Genomic DNA, 23,833 nt, shown 5'->3' on the forward strand with positions numbered 1-23,833 from the left:
GAATGACCAAGAAGAAAGCGGTTTTTTTAGACAAGGATGGCACCTTGATCACCGATGTCCCTTATAATGCAGATCCGGCATTCATGGCATTGAGCAGCCATTGTGTGGCCGGCTTGCACCATTTACAGGAAAAGGGCTATTTATTGGTCGTGGTATCCAACCAGGCCGGGGTGGCCCGGGGGTATTTTAGTGAAACAGCATTAATTGCGGTAGAGCAGCGACTAAAAGAAATGCTTGCCGGCACAGGTATCATCCTTAACGGTTTTTACTATTGCCCGCACCATCCCGATGGCATGGTTAAATCATTAACCATTAACTGCGATTGCCGTAAACCTGCTCCGGGCTTGCTGTTTAAGGCAGCAGAAGAATTGGATATTGATTTGAGCACTTCCTGGATGATCGGCGATATTTTAAACGATATAGAAGCGGGTAACCGCGCCGGCTGCAGAAGTATACTAATCGACAACGGGAACGAAACAGAATGGTATTTAAATGAAATACGTAACCCTGTATTGAAAGCCAGGACGATTAACGAAGCAGCGGATCATATATTAAAAACAGATGTTAAATAATTGGCAGGCATGTAAAAATATCTTATGCATCCGCCCGGATAATATGGGCGACCTGGTCATGACCGGCCCCGCGCTGCGCGCGCTAAAAGAAGCTTTTGGCGCAAAGATCACCGTATTAACATCTTCAATAGCTGCCGGTATCGCCCCGTTTATGCCCGAAATTGATGAGGTGATGGAATATGACCTGCCCTGGGTTAAAACCGGATCTGTGATTGACCCTCTGGTATTTAATAACGTAATAGCACAACTCAAAGAAAGGCAATTTGATGCGGCGGTTATTTTTACGGTCTACAGTCAAAACCCTTTGCCTGCCGTAATGCTGGCTTACCTGGCCGGCATCCCAAACCGTTTGGCCTATTGCCGTGAAAATCCGTATCAGCTCTTAACTCATTGGGTGCCGGATAAAGAGCCTTACTCGGAAATCAAACACCAGGTACAACGCGATCTTGACCTGGTTAAAACCATAGGCGCTACAACCCATCATCATGACTTGTATCTTCAGGTTAATCCGGCTTTATGGAATGCGGCCGAAGACAAGCTGACCGCTTTAGGATTTGATCCCGGAAAAAAATGGTTAATCCTGCATGCGGGTGTTAGCGAAGTAAAACGGTCGTATTCAAAAGCAAATTGGATCAAGGCCGCAAAGCAACTTATTAACTACAACGGCTACCAGGTTGTACTAACCGGCTCTGCTTCAGAAAAACAATTAACTGATGAACTGGAATGGCAAATAGGCGCCGGCGCTTTTTCAACCGGCGGGTTGTTCCGTTTGGAGGAACTGATCGCCTTAATTAACCGTGCTACCATAATGGTTACCGTTAATACCGGCACGACCCATATAGCAGCAGCCGTTAAAACGCCTGTTGTAGTATTATATGCGTTAACCAACCCGCAACATACACCGTGGCAATCATCATGTATGGTGCTGCCCTATCAGGTGCCTGGCAACTTGCATAGTAAAAACGAAGTGATCAACTATGTGAACCAGTTTTTTTATAGCGGGTTAATGGATTATCCCGGCGCAGTAGCCATTGTTGATTCGGTAATAGAACTGTCAGATAACCCCGCTGCATTTAACAACCAGCAGTTATGTATTATAAAACTCATGGAGCAGGTTATCGGTACGATTTAGCACTTGCTCAAAATTAGCATCTTTCTGCCAATTGATCATATGATGCAATTCTTTATTAATGGGCCCCCATCTCTCAGGTTCGCCGTCCATACTGATCACAATGCTGGGTGTTTTAAAAGCAGCCGCCATGTGTGATACACCGGTACAATTAGCAATCAGCGCACAAGCATTTTTAATTAAAATGCCCATGACACCCAAACTTGTTAGCCCGGCCAGATTAATTGCAGGTTGTTGCATTTGTTTGATGACTTCTTCCGCAATAGTAGCCTCGTCTTTTGTACCGGTTATAACCACTTCAAAACCGCATTTCACAGCATAATCGGCTACTGCTGCAAAGTGTGCGGTGGGCCATTGACGCCAGGCCCCACGCGAGCCCGGATGAATACATATATATTTCTGGGAAACAAGGTTCAGTTTTAACAGCTCATATTCCTGCTGATCCTGTTTGGTTATAGGGAATTCAAGCTGATTTCCCTGAAATTGGATGCCTAAATATTCCATTAACTGCAGATGCCTTTCAATTTCGGACCCATTAGCGGGATAGGCTAAAAAATAATCCGGATTAGGTGTATAATCGCCAGGAAGAAAAAAACCGGCCGTATAACGGGCGTTAAAAAGTTCTATCATGGCATTAACGATGGTGCCGTTTCCCTGCATTTGCAAAGCCAGGTCAAACTGAACGTTTTGTACATTATTTAAAAATGAAGTGAACAGCACCGGGTCCACGGGCTGTTCAGGCAAACCCGGATAGCCGGGAAACCTGATAAAGTCATCAAAATAAGCACTGAAACGATCGGTGAATGACTTTGCCCAGGGCAAACCTGCCAGGGTAATGCTGGCGCCGGGATAAGCCCGGCGTAAGGCACGCATGGCGGGAATATGGCAGAGCATATCCCCCAGTTGCAAAGCCCGGAAGACGATGATCTTGTTAATAGCAGCCGGTAATTTCATATAAACAAAACACGGTATTTAATTGCGCCATAGCATTGCCAGTAAACTGATAAAAATGGTATGCACAGGGATGTCACTACCATTTCCAGCAAATGGTAAGGTGCTAAAGTGGTAGCGTGCAATCGCCGGAGCGTAAATAACAATGTTAAACTCATCCAAATTATAAAGCCCCCTGTAGCAAACGAAGTGTTTCGTAAAATAAAGCCTGTCATCATTATAAAAAAAGCCAGGATGATCATGTAATAATGAACCGGTGAAGCAGGCTGTATTTTTTGACGATAAAGTTCGGGATACTTTTTGTACAGTAAAGCATTATAGAGGGTTTTCTTCTGTTCCTTGATGCTAATGCCCCAAGCCGCTTTTCTTACAGGGTGGGTAACTATAGCATTACCTACCTTAATAATAAAGATGCCGGCTTTGATCAGCTTAAATTCCAGATCGCTGTCCTCACGCCAGGCCATAGTAAACTGTTCATCAAAGCCGCCGGTGATCGCCAGCGCTTTTTTGGTACAACAGCAGTTGGCTGTTATAAAATCAGCCGTTTGCAGGTTGGCGATATTAAGTTCATAGTCCGTAGGTTTTTCAGGAACGGGGACCACGGTTTTTCCGCTAAAGGCTAAACAATCCTCTGCATGGTATTGATTATAAAAGGCCTGCAGCCAATTTTCATCCGGGATACAGTCGTCATCGGTAAAAGCTACCAACCCGCCTTTGGCATTTAACCAGCCATAGTTACGAGCTGCCGCCGGACCCTTTTTTTCGGGGATGTGAAAATACCGAATCCGGGGTAAGTTTTTGACGTTCCATCTGGTTACCACATTTTCCGTAGGCTTATCAGGGCCGTCACTAACCACAATGATCTCAAAAGCTTCCGGATCAAAACGCTGTGCTCCTAAAGCACTTAAACAATTAAGCAATAATTTCGGACGCCTGTAAGTAGGGATCACGACTGACAATTGTATTTCCATTTTTTTGAATTAAAAAAGATCCGATAACCAAAGCATCAAAAGGCGAGGTCCAAAAACATTCAATAGCATCACGCGGTGAACAAACGATAGGCTTGCTTAAGGTATTGAACGAAGTATTCACCAACACCGGCACCCCGGTTTTACGCTGGAACGCTTTTAACAGATCATAATAAGCTTTATGCTGCCTTTCATTAATGGTTTGAATACGCGCCGTACCGTCAATATGCCTTACAGCAGGTATTTGATCCGCTTTCTCGGGCTTCACGTTATAAACAAATAACATAAAAGGCGAGTAACCGGCATTTTCAAACCAGTTGGCCGCCTCTTCTTCTAACACCACCGGAGCAACCGGCCTGAAATCCTCCCGGTCCTTTACTTCATTTAAACGGGCCTGCATCGCTGGGTTGATCGGCGAGGCCAGTATGGACCTGCTTCCCAAAGCGCGCGGGCCGTATTCCATTCGTCCCTGGTACCAGCCGATAATCTTATCCTGAGCCAATAGCCCGGCGGTTTCTTCCGCTTTATTATCCAGCTTCCGGTAAGGCACTTTGGCCCATTTGATGAATTTTTCGATTTCCTCATCGCTGTACTCCGGCCCCCAGTAAGCATGATCCATCACAAAGCCTTTAGTGGTACTTTGTCTTTGCTGTACATCCACCCATAAGGCAGCACCCAAAGCCGTACCATCATCGCCGGAAGCGGGCTGCACCCAAATGTTTTTAAATAAGCCCTGGTCGCGTATACGGCCATTAAGCACACAGTTCAATGCTACGCCGCCAGCCATACATAAATTTTGCTCGCCGGTTTGCCGATACAGCCATTCGGTTATTTTTAAAACTGTTTCTTCCAGCACCACCTGTAACGAATGGGCAATGTTAAAATGATGGCTGGTAAATTCCTCATGTCTTAACCGCTTTGGGCCAAACCGCTGTTCAAGGTTTTGATTGGCGATTGTATAATGACCGTTATTATTAAGTCGGATCATTTCTCTGAAATCGTTTACAAATTCAGGCTTGCCGTAGGAAGCCAACGCCATTACCTTATATTCATCCGAAGAGTGCAGAAACCCCAGGTGAGTAGTAACTTCCTCATAAAGCAGGCCCAGTGAATTGGGTAAATAAACCTGGTCGATCAGTGTTAAATTGTTGTCATTACCTGTAAAATAAGAAGTGGTCGCTTTTTCACCCCGGCCGTCCATGGTCATCACCGCCGCATGACTATAGGGCGAGCAGTGAAACGCGCTTGCGGCGTGCGCGATATGATGTTCTACGAAATGCCATTCAAAATCATTAACAGACGCGCCGATAAAGCGTTTTTGTAAATGATGTGGATAGCCGTCCACCAACTGCCGCGGCGCGTTGACGATGGAAGTTATAAACAAAGGGGCCCATGGATTGAGCCACTCTTTTGACAGCTTATCATCGCCGGATTCCAAAGGAATTTCAATAGATGTTCGCCCGGCGTATTCATCCCCTAACAGTAAATACGGATCAAATGAATAAGCAATATGGTCTACTTCGCTCAAATGAATCCCCGCTACTTTTAAGCAATAATCAATCGCATGAAAAGGTAGTTCCCAGGTTGAAAACGGCACCGGCCGTTTTCCGTGCTTGATATGCGTAAAACGTTCATCTGCTGTGGCTGCCAGTAATTGGCCATCTTTTAATATACATGCTGCTGAATCATGAAAAGCCGCGTTGATTCCTAATATATACATACTTTCGTGATTTGTTTAGCCCCCGATTTATTGCTGCAACTGGTTTACTGCCAGTTTGATCACTATTTATAATTTCAACAGAATAAATAAATTATAGTTTTAAGAAAATAAAACTACTTATACTGGTAAACGAACGGTTATTTTTAGGGGAAACCGGACCTTGTGCGCATCCAGTCTGTACGGTCATACTTTTTGGAATGATCCGGTGTCAGGCGGCACCTGCTTTCCGGCTTTCTGTGATAAAAGCGCAGCCGTTAAACCGGTAATACCGCCACCTACACTCAGGCAATCATATACAGTATCCGCTTTGCCTTTATAAACTTTTTGGACAATAGGGTTTCAGGCTTCCTGCCAGCACTTTCACAATGGCCGTCTCCTGGAATATTATTTGTGATAGCCATATTTTCCATAGTTGGTTAACCTAAATACAAATAAAAGCCGCCTGCTGTTTACTTTTATAACCTCCCCTACTAAAATATTTCTGAAGAATCTTAAAACCGCGAATAGTATGTTTATGTTAAAAATATATCTATTAACCTGTTTAGCGATTAGATTTTGAGGAAATAAATTTCAAAAATATGATGCAAAAATGGAATTATGCTAAAACTGTTGAAGGATTACGGACAAGAATATGGCTAAAGTGGCCGCAGTGACCGTCATGCAATAATATTTACCATTTAAACGGCAAGCCCCTTAACCATATAAACAGGCGCTTGCTGCTTAATTTTCAATAGCTAAACACGTTAATTTTTGAGTTGTTTATTTGACAATAATTTAACATGATCATTTTCAATGCATTGCAATTTTAGGTGTACCAGGGTGTACCCAGGTGTATCAACGTGTACATGGTACAGTAATAAATTTAACGGGTATAGGTTTATTGCTGTATTTGCTTACTTCACGGGGGAACTAATTTTTCATATCGAATTTAATCGCATCAAAAACAGGCAGAGCAGGAATAACAGCAACAAAATCAGCAGAATTGATAAGACCCCACATGAACAAAGAAAATAAAATCAGCCGGCGGCAAGTGGTCGCCGGTTTAGGTGCCACGCTGGCGACAGCGGCAGTTGCGCCGGTTTTAGCAATAAACAGCAAAACATCATCAAGTATTATGGAAGCAAAAGCATTGGAAGACCCTACCAGTAAATATCCCAAACCGCCTTTCGAAAGTCAATCACAGCCTTGGCCGGGACTGGCCAGCAAGATGAATCCCCGGCCCGATCATGGCGAAAAAAGCTATAAAGGCTCCGGCCGCCTGGTAGGACGTAAAGCACTCATTACTGGCGGAGACTCGGGCATGGGGCGAGCCGCTGCTATCGCCTATGCCCGTGAAGGTGCGGATGTAGCGATCAATTATTTCCCGACGGAAGAGCCGGACGCCCAAGAGGTCATTGCACTAATCAAAGCTGAGGGCCGTAAAGCGGTAGCTATCCCGGGCGACCTGCGCGATGAGGCTTTTTGCAATAAATTAGTCATGGAAGCGGTAAAGCAATTAGGTGGTCTGGATATTGTAGTAAACAATGCAGGGCGCCAACAGACCCATGCATCCATACTGGACATTTCCACCGAGCAGTTCGACTGGACGATGAAGACCAATATCTATGCGCCGTTCTGGATTATTAAGGCGGCATTGCCGCATTTGCAGCCGGGATCGGTGATTATCGGTACCACCTCCGAGCAAGCATATGACCCTTCGCCTGACCTGTATGATTATGCACAGACCAAGGCGGCCACGATGAATTATTTGAAATCACTGGCGAAGCAACTCGGCCCAAAAGGCATCCGGGTCAATGGCGTGGCGCCGGGGCCGATCTGGACACCGCTACAGGTGAGCGGCGGCGCAACACAGGAAAAATTAAAGCAATTTGGCGGCAACACCCCATTGGGCAGGCCAGGCCAGCCTGTGGAGCTGGCGTCAATTTATGTACAGTTGGCATCAGCTGACGCCAGCTACGCGAACGGCCAGGTTTATGGCTCTTCGGGGGGCTCAGGGCAACCTTAATGAGCATCCTTTTTTTAACATTTAATCAATAAAAACAAACACTATGGAAACACAAACCACAGAAAGAACCGATTCAAAGTTGAAGGAGTTTTTTACCGACCAGTTGGAAGACCTGCTTTGGGCAGAAAAGAAGCTGGTGAAAACGTTGCCGAAAATGCAGGAGGCCGCTACCTCTGTTGAACTAAAAGATGCATTTGGCAACCATATGACACAAACCCAGAATCACGTCAGTCGCCTGGAACAGGTATTCGGCATGATAGGCGCTAAAGTAGACACCACCAAATGTGCAGCAATGGCCGGTATAGTAGATGAAGGCGAAGATATCATCGACGATACTGACGAAGGCACCTCACAGCGCGATGTAGGCTTAATCTTCGCTGGCCAGAAAGCCGAGCATTATGAAATCGCTACCTATGGCGGAATGGTCACCTTGGCCAAGACCCTGGGATACAACGATGCTGCAGGCCTGCTGAGCCAAACGCTGAAGGAAGAAAAGGAAGCGGACAATCTGCTGACGCAAATCGCCGAAAACAATATCAATTACCAGGCGAGCACAGAGCCCAAAGAAGAAGACAAGGGATTTTTCTCCTGATCAGTTAAAAAGTGCCTGCATAATAGCAGGCGTTTTTTTAATGTAAATGTGCAGTCAATAGCAATGACCACACAAAGAGCAACTTGAAAAAGGCAATCTTAGGAAGTCTTGTCAAATGATTAATTATCGTGGTATGGGCTTCACCTATTATTAAGATTTTTTTATTGCGATAATTTTCAATATAATTGATCTGGTTAGTATAGAGATAGTGCGAAATCTTGAAATTGCAAAAATTAATCTGCAGAAGAAACGCCATTATTTAGAATTATTGATGAGCGGGAATTACGTTTGCCAACCTATACTCCAAGTATAGTATTACCAATTGTAAAATTCTTTTTTTGGGGATTTTATTCTCAACTATACTTCTTTTTTACTTTGCGTATTTATCAAATAACATATAAAAAAATTGAACGTAATAAATAATTATCAAATACAAGATATTGCTATTATTGGATTGGGTTATGTTGGCCTTCCCTTAGCTATTGAATTTGGCAAAAAATATAGAGTTACCGGATTCGATATAAATATTAATCGCATAGATGAATTGACCAATGGCACTGATCATACTTTGGAAGCAGAACCCAACGAATTAAAAAATGTGACACGGTCTGATCATGACGATTTGGGAGTTTATTTTACGTCTGATAAAAGCAAGCTGAATAATTGTACCATATTTATTATAACCGTACCAACACCGGTAGACCAGTATAATAATCCAGACCTGACACTATTGATTAAAGCTACAGAAACCGTCGCCCTGGCATTGAAAACTGGGGATATCGTGATATATGAGTCTACCGTATATCCGGGGTGTACAGAAGATGATTGCGTTCCCATTTTAGAAAAACATTCGGGCCTGATATTTAATACCGACTTTTTTTGCGGTTATTCGCCTGAACGCATAAATCCCGGCGATAAAACCAGGACACTACCTAACATTAAAAAAGTTACTTCGGGATCTACCCCGCAATCTGCAAAAATAATCAATGAATTATACCAGTCCATAATTCCGGCAGGTACTCATTTAGCCTCGTCTATTAAAGTTGCGGAATCTGCTAAGATTATTGAAAATGCGCAGCGGGACATTAACATTGCCTTTGTGAATGAGCTATCGAAAATATTTAACTTATTAGGGATAGATACAAATGAAGTTTTAGAAGCTGCTTCCACCAAATGGAACTTTTTGCCTTTTAAACCAGGATTGGTTGGCGGTCATTGTATTGGTGTTGACCCGTATTATTTAGCCCAAAAAGCGACTTCAGCGGGCTATCATCCTGAAATTATTTTGTCAGGCCGGCGAATTAATGACAGTATGGGGCCGTATATAGCAGAGGCGGTAATTAAATTAATGGTTAAGAAACAGATAAACGTTTGGCAATCATCCATTTTAATAATGGGTTTTACATTTAAAGAAAACTGCCCGGATATACGAAATACTAAAGTGGTTGATATTGTTAAGGAATTAAAAACTTACAACGCTGACATCACTATTTATGATCCTTGGGCTAATTGTACCGAGGTGCAAAAAGAATACAAATTGGATTGCATTAATACATTGCCTACTGACAAAACCTACGATGCAATTATATTGGCTGTAAGCCATAATGATTTCAAAGATATTGATATTACAACTATACTTAAAACTCCGGGAGTTTTATTTGATGTTAAAGGAGTTCTTATGCCATCTTTAGTTGATGGAAGATTATAATATAAATTCAACTAATAATGTACGATAAACAATACCATACTAAAGATTTAAGGAATCTTCAATTTCTTGTAACCGGTGGGGCGGGATTTATAGGGTCAAACCTGGTGGAATATTTATTAAAATATGGTGCCGGAAAAGTACGTGTATTAGATAATTTTTCTACAGGTTTTTATTATAATATTGAAAAATATAAAACGAATCCGGCCTTTGAATTAATTGAAGGGGATATCCGCAACTTTGAGACCTGCAAAAAAGCAATTGAAGGAATGGATTATGTGAGTCATCATGCCGCGTTAGGCTCGGTGCCCCGCTCAATTAACGACCCTCTTTCTACAAACGAAGTGAATATATCAGGATTTCTGAATATGCTTTGGGCGGTGAAAGAACATGGCCATATTAAACGCATGGTGTATGCCGCATCTTCCTCTACTTATGGCGATAGTAAAGAATTACCCAAAGTTGAAGACAAAATAGGCAAACCCCTATCGCCCTATGCAGTTACTAAATTAGTGAACGAATTATATGCTGACGTATTTACCAAAACATATGGTATAGAAACTATCGGACTACGTTATTTTAATATTTTTGGACACAGACAAAGCCCCCTGGGCGAATATGCAGCTGTAATTCCATTATTTATAAAGGCTGTTGACGAAAACTTACCTGCCGGTATTAATGGCGACGGCGAACAAACCCGTGATTTTACCTATATAGAAAATGCTATTCAGGCTAATATAAAGGCATTATTTGTTGGCGATACTAAAGCTATTAACCAGATTTATAATATAGCCTGTGGCGAAAGAACATCGTTAAACAATATTTGGGAAATGGTTAACGAGATAGCCGGTAAAAACATTAAGCCTTTGTATAAAGAAACCAGGAGCGGCGACATCAAAGATAGTCTTGCTGATATATCAAAAGCGGCGTCATTATTAGGTTATCAACCCCAATTCTCTGTTAGGGAAGGATTAAAGCTAACTATAGCTAATAAATTGCAATTAAAGTAATATGGGCTTTAATTATTATTGAACCCGGTAAAACCGAAAAGAATTACTGAAAGGATATCTGGCATTACCGGAAACTATTTTATATTTTGAGTTGGCACAGATGAAGGTTGAAGGTGTTGTCCCTTACGCGGGTAAAGGCCACTCGTGCTCCGCATTCAAAGTAGACGAACCGAAATAGTTGAGTTTAAGTTAACTCATCATAGATTTGCCATTTCTGAAAAGGTTTAATAATTCGTGACAGAATTGGCTGAATAAACGCAATCATTCCTTTTGCGGTTAATCATTCATGTATATTTGCATTACAGCCAGCCATGTACGTAAGTATGTGATAATCTGGTTAAGCAACTGGCTGAAAAAAAGCAAACCGATACATTATACCATAAACATACAAATCATGAACACAACAAAAATAGGCTGGATAGGACTTGGGAAAATGGGTATTCCCATGTCACAATCATTAATAAAGGCTGGCTTTCCTGTAATTGTATACAATCGCAGTAAAGAAAAAGAAGAGCTTTTAAAAGCAAGCGGTGCCGGTGTTGCATCAACCCCCGCCGTTTTGATACAGCAGGCAGAAGTAGTTATTATTATGGTTACTGATGATAAAGCTATCAATGATATTTTTAAAGGCGACAACGGTTTGTTAGGTGCAGGCACCAATGGAAAGATCATCATTAACATGAGTACCGTATCGCCGGCAATCAGTAAAGAGATGGCTGCTGCTTGTGAGCAGCAAGGCAATCATTATTTGGATGCACCGGTGTCTGGCAGTGTAAAGCAAGCCCAGGAAGCACAACTGGTTATTATGGCAGGTGGTGATGGAAACACATTTGAAAAATCTAAACCAATACTTGAGAAAATTGGCCGTATGGCCCTGCTGGTAGGTGATACAGGCGCGGGCAACACGGCAAAATTGGTTATTAATACATTACTTGGCATACAAGCTCAAGGATTGGCAGAGGCAGTTGTTTTTGCCCAACAGAACGGCATTAAAAATACAGACCTGATGACGCTCATCAATAACAGTGCGCTAGGCAGCCCATTTATTAAAATAAAAGGCGAAGCCATAGTCAATAATAACTTTAATGCCATGTTTTCATTAAGCAACATTGCGAAAGATCTGCGTCTTGCAAAGGGCATTGGCCTTTCAACCCCGCTTGGTGAGGTTGCTTATCAAACATTTCAAAATGCAGAACCTGCTTTGGGTGATGAGGATATTATTGCGGTTTACAAACAAATAAGTATTTAATTTTGTCTGAATCGAAAGTTACCCAGTCCCTTTACTTTCGTAAAGGGGCTTTTTGTCGTATTTGACCTACTAAATAGTCCAGACCTGCCCTATCTTTATTAGTTTGCATATTGTAGATTTGTTTGATAGCACCGTAGGAAACATGAAAACAATATTTGATAACGCAACAAGAGATGAATTGGTCGGCCGGATCAAAACACTTAATGAAAGTAGGACGCCCGAATGGGGCCAAATGAATATTTACCAAATGCTTAAACATTGCATATTAGCCGATGAAATGTATTTGGGCAAGAAAAATTATAAACGGATGTTTCTTGGCCGGCTGCTGGGTAAAATGGCTTTAAAAAATTTAACAAAAGATGAAACTCCAATGGGTAAAAATGCGCCCACAAGTGCTGATTTTAAGGTGAGTGAAAAAAATGGTGATATAGCATCCGAGAAAAAGAAATGGATTGCCCTGATTGAAGAATATGCACATTTTTCAAATCCTGATTTTGTACATTGGTTTTTCGGCAAAATGACCAAAGAACAAATTGGGTGTTTAGTATATAAACATGCAGACCATCATCTAAGGCAATTTAATAGTTAAGTTAATTTCTGTTATTGTTGAATCTGGCTTATACCTATAATAATATTTGTGCCACCTATAATAAATTGGGGCGGTGGGGATAAGGCTATAGAAATTGGAAAAAAAGGCATAAAGATTAACCCTAATAATCAGTTGCTAAAAAATAATGTGAAGGAATCTTACAGCCATACAGTAAGACCGGCAAGCACACTTTAGATCATTAGCTTCTAACTCATAAAACTATCCCATCACATTGCATTAACGATCATACTGCTAAATATTCCCTTATCAAATATTATCAGAACATTTACTAAAGCCCGGGTGTTGTATTATATAGCTATAAGCTGCTATAAATGAGCTTACTAATAATTAGCAATAATAAACTCCAATAAACACTATAACTATGAAAAAGTTAATCACACTATTAATGCTGTTGGGCAACATTACAGCCTTTGCCCAAAGCCCAATGGTGGCCAATCCGGATTCGGCCACTTTAATGTTTGTAAATCAGGCTAACTTAAGCAATATGAAAGAGGTACATACCGGGCAACTGGCCATTAGCAAAGCTAAAAGCGCTGGCGTTAAAGCCTTTGGCACCAGGATGGTTGCAGACCATACTAAAGCGAATAATGAGTTGATGCAGATAATTAAATCAAAAGGTTGGCAAGTACCGCCGCCGGCTGCTGCCGATGTAGCTCCTGATGATATGCTAACCCGTAGCTTAGGCAATAATTTCGATAAAAACTATGTAAAGATGATGGTACAGGATCACAAAAAAGCTGTTGCTTATTTTGAAACAGCTGCCGTTAATGTGCCCGATCCGGAGGTAAAAGCATTTATAAGAACAACTTTGCCTGTGTTAAGACAGCACCTGGCCAGTATACAAACCATTGCCACTAATATGGGTATTGCTTATAAATAAAACGACTATTAATATTAGCGCGTTTAGTGATAAAATCGATATAAAAAATTAGTTCCCCCGTGAAGTAAGCAAATGCAGCAATAAACCTATACGCGTTAAATGTTATTACTGTACATGTACACCTTGGTACACTCAAAATCACAATTCACTTAAAATCAACAGATTAATAGCGCTTGTGCGAGAATTTATACTATTAAGATGTTGATTTTCAATGGTGCCCATGACTTTTTCTTATATTTTTTAAACTTATTCCCACAAAATCTAATCGCTAAAACACGTTTAATATAGTAGATTTTTTAGGTAAAAATTTGCAGGGCACTGCAATTAGAAAGGGAATAATAAATTGCAATATACCTGTAAAAGAAAGGTAACTTATGCAGCCAGATCATTTTTGTAAAATCCTTGTTCATTTTGTTCATTGATGTAACGTTATTATTTATGCTTGATATTATTGTATATAACTTTTATCAACTTAAACCAAATTATTCATGAGCACTAATGATTTATCAAACACTGGTTCTGAAGAAACCGTCCCTGTTCCGCAAGCGATGAAGATGACCGATAATTGGAGAACCTATCTTGCATCATCCGGGCAGGCATTTAATGTACGGTCTTATTTAATTCCTATTATATCTTATCAGAATTTACTTCTGAATAATCCTGATGCAGAAGCTGTAAGAGCTTATATAGGATTAACAGACCCTGCTGATCCTACTACAAGCCAGTTATTGCTTGTGCCTATTGTTAATGGCCGCGAAAAACCCTATGTTCAAACTGATAACATGGTTCAGGGCGATAGTGGCAGCAATGTTTATGATCTGTCAGCCCCTTGCCCGCCATACTGTGGCACCGGCGGGGAATTGGATGGATAATTTTTTAATTAGTGTGTTTGTTATAAGTTTGTTATAATTTAGGCTTAAATAAACTACCTATAGCCTATGCATTTTCTTCATTTTTACGAAAGATATTTTTTATCCGGAAGCATTTTAATTCCTATAATTATCGCTCTTTTTAATTATAAACTTTTGGGTATGCCACTAAAAGTCATACTCTACTTTCTTGTTTTTTCGGCAGTGCTGCAAACAGTAAATATGATTTTATCAAGCCAATATATTCCTAATTTATTTGTTTTCCATTTTTATGCCATTTTTGAATTTGCCTTTGTATCTTGGTTCTATAGCCTTCAATTTAAGGGGCTTATTAATAAACTTATTCCGCCGATGGTATTAACATTTGCAGTTTTATGTGTAATAAATTTTTTTTATATTCAAAAAAAACTTGAATTTAACACCTATACACGTTCATTAGAAGCTGTAATAATTATTGGTTATTGTGTAATGTTTTTTAATAAACAAATGCAAACAAATTCTAAATATAAATGGGGAAGCTTAAGCCTTAATTGGATCAATACAGGTTTATTGATTTTTTACTCGTGCAGCTTTTTTATATTTATGTTTTCTAATTATTTGCTTAACGCCAACAAGCATATTATTACAGTAGTTTGGAGCACATACGATACAATTATAATATTAGAAAATATTTTATTTGCCATAGCTTTTTATAAATGCCGGAAACAACCGATAATATCTTTGTATTAGTTATAATAGCTACAGCCGCTATCTTTTTAATGGTAGCCTCATTTATATTAATTTATATACGCAATCAAAATAAATTGTTACAACAGCGTCAGCAATTGCAGCAGGCAGCGCTGGCTCATCAAAAAGAGCTATTGCAGGTAATAATTGAGTCGCAGGAAGATGAAAGAGTACGTATAGGGCGTGATCTGCATGATGATGTAGGGGCAGCCATATCCAGCTTAAGGCTGATCATCGAAATGTTTAAACCGGCAGTAGCTGATAATAATTACCAGGCATTTTTAAAATCAAGCAAAAACATAATTGATAAAATGATGACTGATGTTCGTCATATTTCTCATAATTTATCGCCAACAACATTAACCTACTACGGACTTGGGTTTGCGATTGAGGAACAATGCGCAATCATTAATCAATCGGGAAAAGTAAAAATTGCCTTTAATAATGAAGCAGCGGAATTATTGGAAAAGCTAAGCTTACCGGTTTCGACGGCATTATACAGAGTTTTAGAAGAATTGCTTAATAATACCATTAAACATGCACGCGCATATAACGCGATATTAAATTTTACAGCAGATAAGAATGTGCTGATTATTGAATACCAGGATGATGGAGTAGGAATGGACACCCGATTGATAAATAAAGGGATAGGACTGCATAACATTGAAAGCCGGCTAACGGTTATAAATGCGCCTCATGAAATTACAACATCGCCCGGCAATGGATTTTTTATAAATATTATATATACTGGCCCGATTGCAATTTAAAAATGGAGAAGATACACGTTTTTATTGTCGACGATCAAAATTTATTCAGGCAAAGCCTTTCATTATTAATTAATAGTGTTGATGAATTTGTGCTTTCGGGTGATTTTGAAAGCGGCGATTCTTTTATACAAAAATTGCCGGATGTGATTGAAAACCGTACATATATTGCAATAGTAGATATAGATATGCCGGGAATGAATGGCATTGAGTTAAATGAAATTTTACATGATCAATATCCGCAAATAAAGGTTATAATTCTTTCGGTACATATTAACCCATCGCTTATTGCTCAAATGATACATGCCAAGGCATCGGCGTATTTAGAAAAAAATTGCGATAAAGATGAATTGATAATGGCAATTCAATCTGTGTATAAAACCGGTTTTTATTTTAATAAAAAAGTACTTAAAGCCATACAGAATAATACCAACAATAAAGCCTTTGCTAAAACAATGCTTGATAATTTACCAGTTAAATTAAGCCATCGCGAGAAGCAAATAATTGAGCTTGTTTGTAAAGAACACAATAATGCAGAAATGGCCCAAAAACTCTACTTAAGCCCGCGCACAATTGAGGGACATAGAATTAATTTGCTAACTAAAACCGGTTGCCGAAATACGGCGGGCCTTGTATTGTTTGCTATAAAGTATGGCTTATTTATCATCTCAAAGTAGCTGTTTCCTATTGCGTATAAATACCCATTTTTAAAAACAGGTATTTATACTTGCTTTTGCTTGAAGGAACCAATTAATTTCTATTAAATTAAGATGTCTTGAATTTCTATTTCTTTATTGTTAAATAAAAACATTGTAAAGAAAAATGGACAAGCTGAGTAAAACTATGTTAATAAGTTTTTGAGTGTACTTAAAACACTAAATCGTAATTATTCGTACAATATTATATCTTGTATTTAATTATTGAATAATATATAATCACTATGGATAAAATATATATAACAAATCATGTTAAGTTAGAAATATTAAATGTTGGGGGCTTAGCTTCAACACAACCTTATAATTTAAATGGATTTACACCCTTATTTACCTTAGGATACAGCAACTTTCCACATTGTAAAATATTAGAAGACAGGCTACAATCAATAGCAATCCAATACAATACAGGGAAATTGATTTTGCCGGATAGTATATCAGAAAATCTTACTGTTAAACAGTGTATTGAGTTAGTAATGATGTAATGCATAAAAAACAATCAGGACAATGATAATGAACACGATTTCATTACATCGATACGAACAATTAAAAAAAAGAATACTTGTAACAGCCGGTATCAGCCATATTTTACCAGCAGAATGTAAGGTACTATCACATCGTGTATCAAAAAAAACCGGTAATAGAATTAGTGAAACTACTTTTAAACGTATATATGGTTTTGCCCATAGTAAGTTTATGCCATCATTGTTTACGCTTGATATACTGGCAAAATATTGTGATCATAAAGGATGGCGGGATTTTTGTGAAAAAGAGGGTAATAGTTTAATAAAAAATCAGAATAAAGATTTAGACTGGCAATTATTGCAGCAAAATGCTCATAAAATAACTGCATTTACATTACAGGCCCTAAAAAACAAATCGGGCATTCCATATAATCAAACTATTAAAAGGGATTTTATTGATTATCATTTTGATGAATTTTTAAACTCTGGTTGTACAGGCACACTATTGACTGCACCTGCCGGATATGGAAAAACCATAGCACTCTGCCATTGGATTGAAGAAAAAATGGCTGCAGATGCAGCTAATGGCACTAATGACATTATACTACTATTTAGCAGCAGTGCATTAATGAGCGTTTTGCTAAGTGGCAAAGGTTTGAACGACTGGATACTTACTTTACTTGGGTATAGTATTGATAATGATATTAATGTTTTATTAGATATTAAGCAAAGGAAGGATAGTAAGTTTTACCTTATTGTTGATGGGTTTGATGAGTTTATGTTTAAAAATGAGCAATTCAAGATTACTTTAAACCAACTAATTGATATTTTTTCGCTTTACCAATCGCACGATTGGTTTAAACTTGTTTTAACTACGCGCTCTGCTATCTGGATAAATAATAGCCAGACTATGGAAATTGGTAATGGCACATGGTTTACGGGGGTTGGAAATGATAGTTATAGTAATGTGCCATTGTTTAATATAGAAGAGCTTAAAAAGCTTTGCCATAAGATAAACCCCGTAGTAGAAAGCGTTATTTCTATAGAGGCAGCCGAAAGTCTTAATCATCCTTTATACCTGCAATTTTATTATAAACTTAACAAAGTAAATTTCTCATTAAACAATATTGATCATTTTTCTATGTATGAATTGATCTCTACATTTATTGTACATAGAGTTTTTCTGGGTAGTTATGCGGCAGAAAAACTATTGTTTATTAAAAAATTTGTTGAAGAACTTGATTTTGAAAATGATATTTACCGGGTAGATAGATTACAGGCGAATAATCTTATAAAACAATATAGCCACGCTTACCAGGAGTTATTAAGCATCGGCTTTTTAAGAGAAGCCAATGAAAGTAGTAATTACCATTATAATACCTGCATTGTATTTGGCAATGATAATTTCCTGGAGTATAGTATTGCCAGGGTGTTACTTTATGAAAATAGTAACTTGTTTGATGCTGATTTGATTAAAAGAATAAACACTTTACTGGCTAATAGCTCGCGGAAAGTAGAAGTATTAAAGTGGTGCATAATGCATGCTATAAACTCGGGCCAGTTAAGAAATATTGACCAATTAACAGAAGCGTGCCTGGGATCAAATGAAAAATTAGAGTTGATTATATTTTTGGGCAAATTGTTAGAGAAAGAATCCTTATCAGTAAAAAACAATGAAGCCCTGGTGCAGTATTTTAAGCAGCCTTTTAGTGAAAAAATATTTGATTATTTTTTCGGATTTGAGCTTATTAATCCTGACTATAAAAAAGTGCTGAATGTTTTATTAAAGTTTGAATTTTCACCCAAAAAAAAGATATTAATTCATACTACTTTAGGTATAATAGCAGCTATTCAGCTTGATTTAAATGAGATGGAGGCTTGCCTTTTAAATTTAAAAGCTTTCCAAAAAACTGCGTATGATTCCTTTATCATTAATCCATTAAACTGCCTTGATGCCTTATACTATCATTTAAAATATGGTATTATTAAACGGGAAGTTCTGCGCGATCTGACTAAATTATCATTTAACCCGCCTGCAGACAGAACCGGGTTTAAAAAATGTGCATCAAATGACCTGTTGTATTTACTTGGATTAAATACTATGTTGTTATGTTATAACTCTAAAAAAACAATCAGGTTTATTGAATTTTTGAAGAAAAATTATAAACCCGATTTGTTTGGTGATAACACAACGCAATATGGATTCTTTTTAAAAATTATAACTGCCGATGCTTATTATGATCTGGGTAATAGTACAATGGTAGCAGAAATATATTACGCTATTTCTAACGCTTATAAAAAGAGCGAAAACCGGTTAACGCCTTATATGAAAATTTTGTTTCATAACTTAAAAGTTAAAACCTTAATAAACACTCCACGTGCAACTCATATCGTTACCGAAATGAAAAGTATTAATGCCATTGCTGATAAATCTGGCTATAAATTTCCTAAACTGTATGTATCTATGATATTATTAAAGAGCGCCGATTTGCAAACATCAGTGCCCGAATTGTATAAGCAGGTAAATAATGATTTTATAAAAATGCTTCACGAAAACAGGCTAAACACCAAGATCTTTTTGCAGCAAAATGTAATAAGTAATGGAACATAAAAAAGGCTCCCTGGTAACCAGGGAGCCTTTTGTGTATATAAAGTTTATACTATTAAAGCTTGCGTTTAACCTCTACATTTTCGTAAGCTTCAACAATGTCGCCTACTTCAATGTTATTAAAATTATGGATGTTTAAACCGCATTCGTAGTTCGCAGATACTTCTTTAACATCGTCTTTAAAGCGTTTTAAAGAAGCCAGTTCGCCGGTATAAATAACCACACCTTCGCGCACTATACGTATTTTGCTGTTACGGGTAATCTTACCATCCAATACCATACAACCTGCAATAGTACCAACCTTGCTGATCTTGAAGGTTTCGCGTATCTCTACGTTAGCAACAATCTTCTCTTCGAAAGTTGGCGCAAGCATGCCTTCCATAGCAGCCTTGATCTCGTTTATCGCATCGTAGATGATAGAGTAAAGCCTGATATCAATTTGCTCAGCCTCGGCCAGTTTACGTGCGCCACCTGAAGGGCGAACCTGGAAACCGATAATTATCGCGTCAGAGGCCGAAGCTAATAATACGTCAGATTCTGATATCTGCCCAACCGCTTTTGATATAACGTTAACCTGTATCTGCTCAGTAGATAGTTTCAACAATGAATCGGATAACGCTTCAATTGAACCATCCACGTCACCTTTAACAATAATGTTAAGCTCCTTAAAGTTACCAACTGCCAAACGGCGGCCAATTTCATCAAGGGTGATATGTTTTTGTGTACGTAAACCTTGTTCGCGTTGTAATTGTAAGCGTTTATTGGCAATCTCACGTGCTTCAACCTCGGTTTCTAACACGTTAAATTTATCACCGGCTGTTGGCGCGCCCTGCATACCCAATACCTGTACCGGTGTTGATGGCCCTGCAGATTCAACACGCTGGCCACGCTCATTGGTCAATGCTTTTACACGACCGCTGTAACAACCCGCTAAAATAGGATCACCTACCCTTAGCGTGCCTGCCTGTACTAATATAGTAGTAACAATACCACGGCCCTTATCTAAAGCAGCCTCAATAACAGTACCAACGGCACGTTTTTTAGGGTTAGCTTTAAGCTCTAACAATTCGGCTTCAAGCAACACTTTTTCTAAAAGAAGATCGATGTTTAAGCCTGTTTTTGCCGAAATTTCTTGTGTTTGATATTTACCACCCCACTCTTCAACCAAAATATTCATGGCCGATAGTTGCTCACGCACCTTGTCGGCATTAGCACCCGGGCGGTCAATTTTATTGAATGCAAATATAATAGGGGCACCTGCAGCCTGCGCGTGATTTATAGCCTCGCGGGTTTGCGGCATCACGCTATCATCAGCAGCAATTACAATAATTACAATATCTGTTACCTGCGCACCTCTTGCACGCATAGCGGTAAACGCCTCGTGACCAGGTGTATCCAGGAATGTTATTTTTCCTTTATTATCCGGCAATGTTACCTCATAGGCACCAATGTGCTGGGTAATACCGCCGGCTTCGCCACCTATAACGTTTGTTTTACGTATAAAGTCAAGCAATGAGGTTTTACCATGATCTACGTGGCCCATTATAGTTACAATAGGTGCACGGGGGATCAGATCTTCAGGAGCATCCGGCTGATCAAGGATAAATTCTTCGTCCTGTGGTTTTACAAATTCAACCTGGTAGCCAAATTCATCAGCAACAATACTTAATGTTTCTGCATCAAGGCGTTGGTTAATGGATACAAACATACCCAGGCTCATACAGGTTGATATGATCTGCGTTACAGGCACATCCATCATTATACCTAACTCGTTAGCCGTAACAAATTCTGTAACCTTCAATACTTTTGATTGCGCATCTTGCTCTAACGCCAGCTCATCAGCATTTGCAGCTACATCATCACGTTTTTGACGACGGAATTTAGCCCGCTGTGCAAACTTGCCAGATTTACCTGCGCCACTTAAACGGGCAAGGGTTGCCTTAATTTGGTCTTGTATATCTTTTTCTGAAGGCTCTTCTTTAGGGCCGGTATTTGCCGGAGCATTACGGTTAAAGTTACTATTAGGGCGATTGCCTTGATAGCCACCACCGGTATTATGAGGCCTGTTCCTGAAATCGGGACGGTTAGCATTATTGTTACCGCCACTTTGTGGAGCTGTGCCACCGCCGGCCGGGTTAGCCCCCTGCTGATTGGTGTTGCCGCCACTTTGTCCTGGAGGTGGATTATCCTTACGTTTTCTTTTGCGTTTATGATCCGCGTTAGTGTTTGATGATGAAGCTACCGGGTTACGTTTTGGCACAACAGGTAAAGTTATCCTGCCAACAATATTCGGTCCACTTAAACGCGCGGCCTTAGCCCTGATAACATCAGGGTCGCCACCTTCTTCATTAGGTTCAGCAGCAACAGGTGTTACAACCGGAGTTACTATTTTTTTCACCTCTTCAGCCTTTGGAGGCTCGGGTGCAACTTCCTTTTTAATTTCAGCTACGGGTTCTGGTAGTTTTATTTCTTCTATTGGTTCTGCTTTTGGCGCAACTGGCTCTGGCTTTACAACTTCTTTTTCAATCTTCTCGGTTGGTTTAGCATGTAAATTATTCAGGTCTATTTTCCCAACAATTTTTACACCCGGAAGTGAATCACTACTTTGCTCTTCTGCCTTTACAGGCTCAGGAGCAGGTGCCGGCTTTGGTATTTCAACCGGGGCAGATGGCGCTGTGTAGTTGCCGGCATTTTTTATCAGAATCTCTTCATTCTCAAAATCCCTTGAACGACGGTTAGTTTCAACCGGCTTATCAGGAGTAATGCCGGGCTCATCTTTACGTATCTTGCCGATACTTATCTGCTTGGCTTCTTCCTTAATACTTTTGTCAATAGCAAACTCTTTCAACAATGCGCCGTACATGTCGTTATCCAGCTTTGCCATAGGTTGTTTGTCAACCTTATAGCCTTTTGTAGCCAAAAAGTCGACAATGGTACCCATACCAATGTTAAGCTCTTTTACTGCTTTTATTAATTTTATTGATTTGTCTTCTGACATTTATTAATTCTTTCTCTGCTTTATTTTAGTGCAAAAATACGATTTTAATTTTGCTTATTTTTTTTATTCAAATTCTGCTTGTAAAACTGATAGTACTTCTTTTACTGTTTCTTCTTCTAAATCGGTACGTTTTACCAATTCGCCTACAGTTAAAGCTAAAACTGATTTTGCTGTATCTAAACCAATACGTTTAAATTCATCAATGATCCAGCTTTCAATTTCATCTGAAAATTCTTCAATATCCACATCTTCATCATGTTCATCAGCCTCGCGGTAAACATCAATTTCATAACCGGTTAATTTACCGGCCAGTTTAATGTTATGCCCACCACGGCCTATCGCTAATGATACCTGGTCGGGTTTTAAATATACTGCTGCTGTTTTTTTCTCATCATCCAGTTTAATAGATGTGATTTTAGCCGGCGATAATGCCCGTTGTATATATAACTGAATATTATTAGTATAGTTTATTACATCGATATTTTCGTTCTTCAACTCGCGAACGATACCATGTATACGCGATCCCTTCATGCCCACACAAGCACCAACCGGGTCAATACGATCATCGTATGATTCAACCGCTACTTTGGCTCTTTCGCCCGGCTCACGTACAATTTTCTTGATAGTTATTAAACCATCAAAAATTTCAGGTACTTCCAGCTCAAATAAGCGCTGTAAAAACTCAGGCGCTGTGCGCGATATAATGATCTTAGGGTTGCTGTTCAACATATCTACCTTATAAACAATAGCTTTTACGCTATCGCCCTTTTTAAAGTAGTCGGCAGGTATTTGCTCTGTTTTGGGCAATAAAAGTTCATTGCCTTCATCATCAAGTACTAATGTCTCTTTTTTCCATACCTGGTAAACTTCACCTGTCACAATCTCACCAACGCGATCTTTATATTTCTTAAATATCTCGTCTTTCTCCAGTTCTAATATTTTAGATACCAGTGTTTGACGGGCAGCTAATATAGCACGACGACCAAAGCTCTCTAAAGTGATCAACTCGATATAGTCATCACCTACTTCCAGATCCGGATCAAGCGTTTTTGCTTCTTTTAATTCAATTTCCAGGTCATCGTCCTCACTAAAACCATCTTCCATAACCACACGTGTGCGCCAAATTTCTAAGTCGCCATTATCTGTATTTACAATTACGTCACAATTTTCATCGGTTCCGTATTTTTTACGGATCATACTTCTGAAAACGTCTTCCAGCACGCTCATCATCGTTGGACGATCGATGTTTTTGAAATCTTTGAATTCCTGGAAAGAATCAATTAAATTAATATTACTCATT

20 protein-coding genes are annotated in these 23,833 nt (G+C 39.3%); 15 read left to right on the plus strand and 5 right to left on the minus strand.

Translation table 11 applies throughout. From position 1 onward, the window contains the following. The first annotated feature begins 2 nt into the window (after positions 1-2). Both JWR23_RS13415 and JWR23_RS13420 read left to right on the plus strand, forming a co-directional pair. Positions 3-572, plus strand: a complete 570-nt coding sequence (locus JWR23_RS13415; protein ID WP_299516677.1) for an HAD family hydrolase — start codon at positions 3-5, stop codon at positions 570-572. Then, positions 562-1,704: a glycosyltransferase family 9 protein gene (locus tag JWR23_RS13420; protein WP_299516678.1), complete on the plus strand. Its 1,143-nt coding sequence runs from the start codon at positions 562-564 to the stop codon at positions 1,702-1,704. The genes JWR23_RS13415 and JWR23_RS13420 overlap by 11 nt, the downstream gene beginning before the upstream one ends. On the opposite strand, the gene JWR23_RS13425 is transcribed toward JWR23_RS13420, so the two are convergent. The 3 genes from JWR23_RS13425 to JWR23_RS13435 are packed head-to-tail and all read right to left on the minus strand — an operon-like array spanning position 1,660 to position 5,340. Further along, positions 1,660-2,655, minus strand: a complete 996-nt coding sequence (locus JWR23_RS13425) for a glycosyltransferase family 9 protein (protein WP_299516679.1) — start codon at positions 2,653-2,655, stop codon at positions 1,660-1,662. The two genes, JWR23_RS13420 and JWR23_RS13425, sit on opposite strands and share 45 nt — an antisense overlap. Then, positions 2,652-3,623, minus strand: coding sequence for a glycosyltransferase (locus JWR23_RS13430; RefSeq protein WP_299516680.1), 972 nt, complete (start codon positions 3,621-3,623; stop codon positions 2,652-2,654). Before JWR23_RS13430 ends, JWR23_RS13425 begins: the two co-directional genes overlap by 4 nt. Continuing rightward, positions 3,565-5,340 carry a carbamoyltransferase C-terminal domain-containing protein gene (locus JWR23_RS13435; protein ID WP_299516681.1) on the minus strand — a complete coding sequence of 592 codons (1,776 nt, stop codon included), beginning with the start codon at positions 5,338-5,340 and terminating at the stop codon, positions 3,565-3,567. The genes JWR23_RS13430 and JWR23_RS13435 overlap by 59 nt, the downstream gene beginning before the upstream one ends. A 997-nt stretch (positions 5,341-6,337) precedes the next feature. Here JWR23_RS13435 and JWR23_RS13440 point away from each other — a divergent pair. The 13 genes from JWR23_RS13440 (at position 6,338) to JWR23_RS13500 (ending at position 19,538) form a co-directional block, all read left to right on the plus strand. Further along, entirely contained in the window at positions 6,338-7,345 is a 1,008-nt protein-coding gene (locus tag JWR23_RS13440; protein WP_299516682.1) for an SDR family oxidoreductase, read from the plus strand. Between the two features lie 43 nt (positions 7,346-7,388). Then, a complete protein-coding gene (locus JWR23_RS13445; RefSeq protein ID WP_299516683.1) occupies positions 7,389-7,937 on the plus strand; it encodes a ferritin-like domain-containing protein in 549 nt (182 codons plus the stop codon). 406 nt (positions 7,938-8,343) lie between these two features. Then, positions 8,344-9,645 (plus strand): nucleotide sugar dehydrogenase, encoded by a 1,302-nt coding sequence (locus JWR23_RS13450; RefSeq protein ID WP_299516684.1) that lies wholly within the window; start codon positions 8,344-8,346, stop codon positions 9,643-9,645. Positions 9,646-9,662: 17 nt separating this feature from the next. Then, positions 9,663-10,652: an SDR family oxidoreductase gene (locus JWR23_RS13455; protein ID WP_299516685.1), complete on the plus strand. Its 990-nt coding sequence runs from the start codon at positions 9,663-9,665 to the stop codon at positions 10,650-10,652. A 286-nt stretch (positions 10,653-10,938) separates the two neighbouring features. Next, the gene (locus JWR23_RS13460) at positions 10,939-11,901 is read left to right on the plus strand and encodes an NAD(P)-dependent oxidoreductase (RefSeq protein ID WP_299516686.1); all 963 of its coding nucleotides are present in this window, start codon (positions 10,939-10,941) and stop codon (positions 11,899-11,901) included. Positions 11,902-12,043: 142 nt separating this feature from the next. Then, the gene (locus tag JWR23_RS13465; protein WP_299516687.1) at positions 12,044-12,490 is read left to right on the plus strand and encodes a DUF1569 domain-containing protein; all 447 of its coding nucleotides are present in this window, start codon (positions 12,044-12,046) and stop codon (positions 12,488-12,490) included. 382 nt (positions 12,491-12,872) lie between these two features. After that, on the plus strand, positions 12,873-13,391 hold the full coding sequence (locus JWR23_RS13470) for a DUF4142 domain-containing protein (RefSeq protein WP_299516688.1): 519 nt from the start codon (positions 12,873-12,875) through the stop codon (positions 13,389-13,391). Between the two features lie 488 nt (positions 13,392-13,879). Then, on the plus strand, positions 13,880-14,263 hold the full coding sequence (locus tag JWR23_RS13475) for a hypothetical protein (RefSeq protein ID WP_299516689.1): 384 nt from the start codon (positions 13,880-13,882) through the stop codon (positions 14,261-14,263). Positions 14,264-14,329: 66 nt separating this feature from the next. Next, positions 14,330-14,989, plus strand: coding sequence for a hypothetical protein (locus JWR23_RS13480; RefSeq protein WP_299516690.1), 660 nt, complete (start codon positions 14,330-14,332; stop codon positions 14,987-14,989). Next, positions 14,956-15,753 (plus strand): histidine kinase, encoded by a 798-nt coding sequence (locus tag JWR23_RS13485; RefSeq protein ID WP_299516691.1) that lies wholly within the window; start codon positions 14,956-14,958, stop codon positions 15,751-15,753. The genes JWR23_RS13480 and JWR23_RS13485 overlap by 34 nt, the downstream gene beginning before the upstream one ends. A gap of 2 nt (positions 15,754-15,755) precedes the next feature. After that, positions 15,756-16,427: a response regulator transcription factor gene (locus JWR23_RS13490; RefSeq protein WP_299516692.1), complete on the plus strand. Its 672-nt coding sequence runs from the start codon at positions 15,756-15,758 to the stop codon at positions 16,425-16,427. 263 nt (positions 16,428-16,690) lie between these two features. Further along, on the plus strand, positions 16,691-16,948 hold the full coding sequence (locus tag JWR23_RS13495) for a hypothetical protein (RefSeq protein ID WP_299516693.1): 258 nt from the start codon (positions 16,691-16,693) through the stop codon (positions 16,946-16,948). A 28-nt stretch (positions 16,949-16,976) separates the two neighbouring features. Next, positions 16,977-19,538, plus strand: coding sequence for a hypothetical protein (locus tag JWR23_RS13500; RefSeq protein WP_299516694.1), 2,562 nt, complete (start codon positions 16,977-16,979; stop codon positions 19,536-19,538). Positions 19,539-19,590: 52 nt separating this feature from the next. Here JWR23_RS13500 and infB read toward each other — a convergent pair whose 3' ends face one another. Together infB and nusA are read right to left on the minus strand one after the other, a co-directional pair. Continuing rightward, the gene (infB, locus tag JWR23_RS13505) at positions 19,591-22,533 is read right to left on the minus strand and encodes a translation initiation factor IF-2 (RefSeq protein ID WP_299516695.1); all 2,943 of its coding nucleotides are present in this window, start codon (positions 22,531-22,533) and stop codon (positions 19,591-19,593) included. 63 nt (positions 22,534-22,596) lie between these two features. Continuing rightward, positions 22,597-23,832, minus strand: coding sequence for a transcription termination factor NusA (nusA, locus tag JWR23_RS13510; protein ID WP_299498088.1), 1,236 nt, complete (start codon positions 23,830-23,832; stop codon positions 22,597-22,599). Position 23,833: the final 1 nt, after the last annotated feature.

Origin of the sequence: Mucilaginibacter sp. (assembly GCF_028288205.1) — a bacterium.
In the GTDB taxonomy this organism is placed as follows: domain Bacteria; phylum Bacteroidota; class Bacteroidia; order Sphingobacteriales; family Sphingobacteriaceae; genus Mucilaginibacter.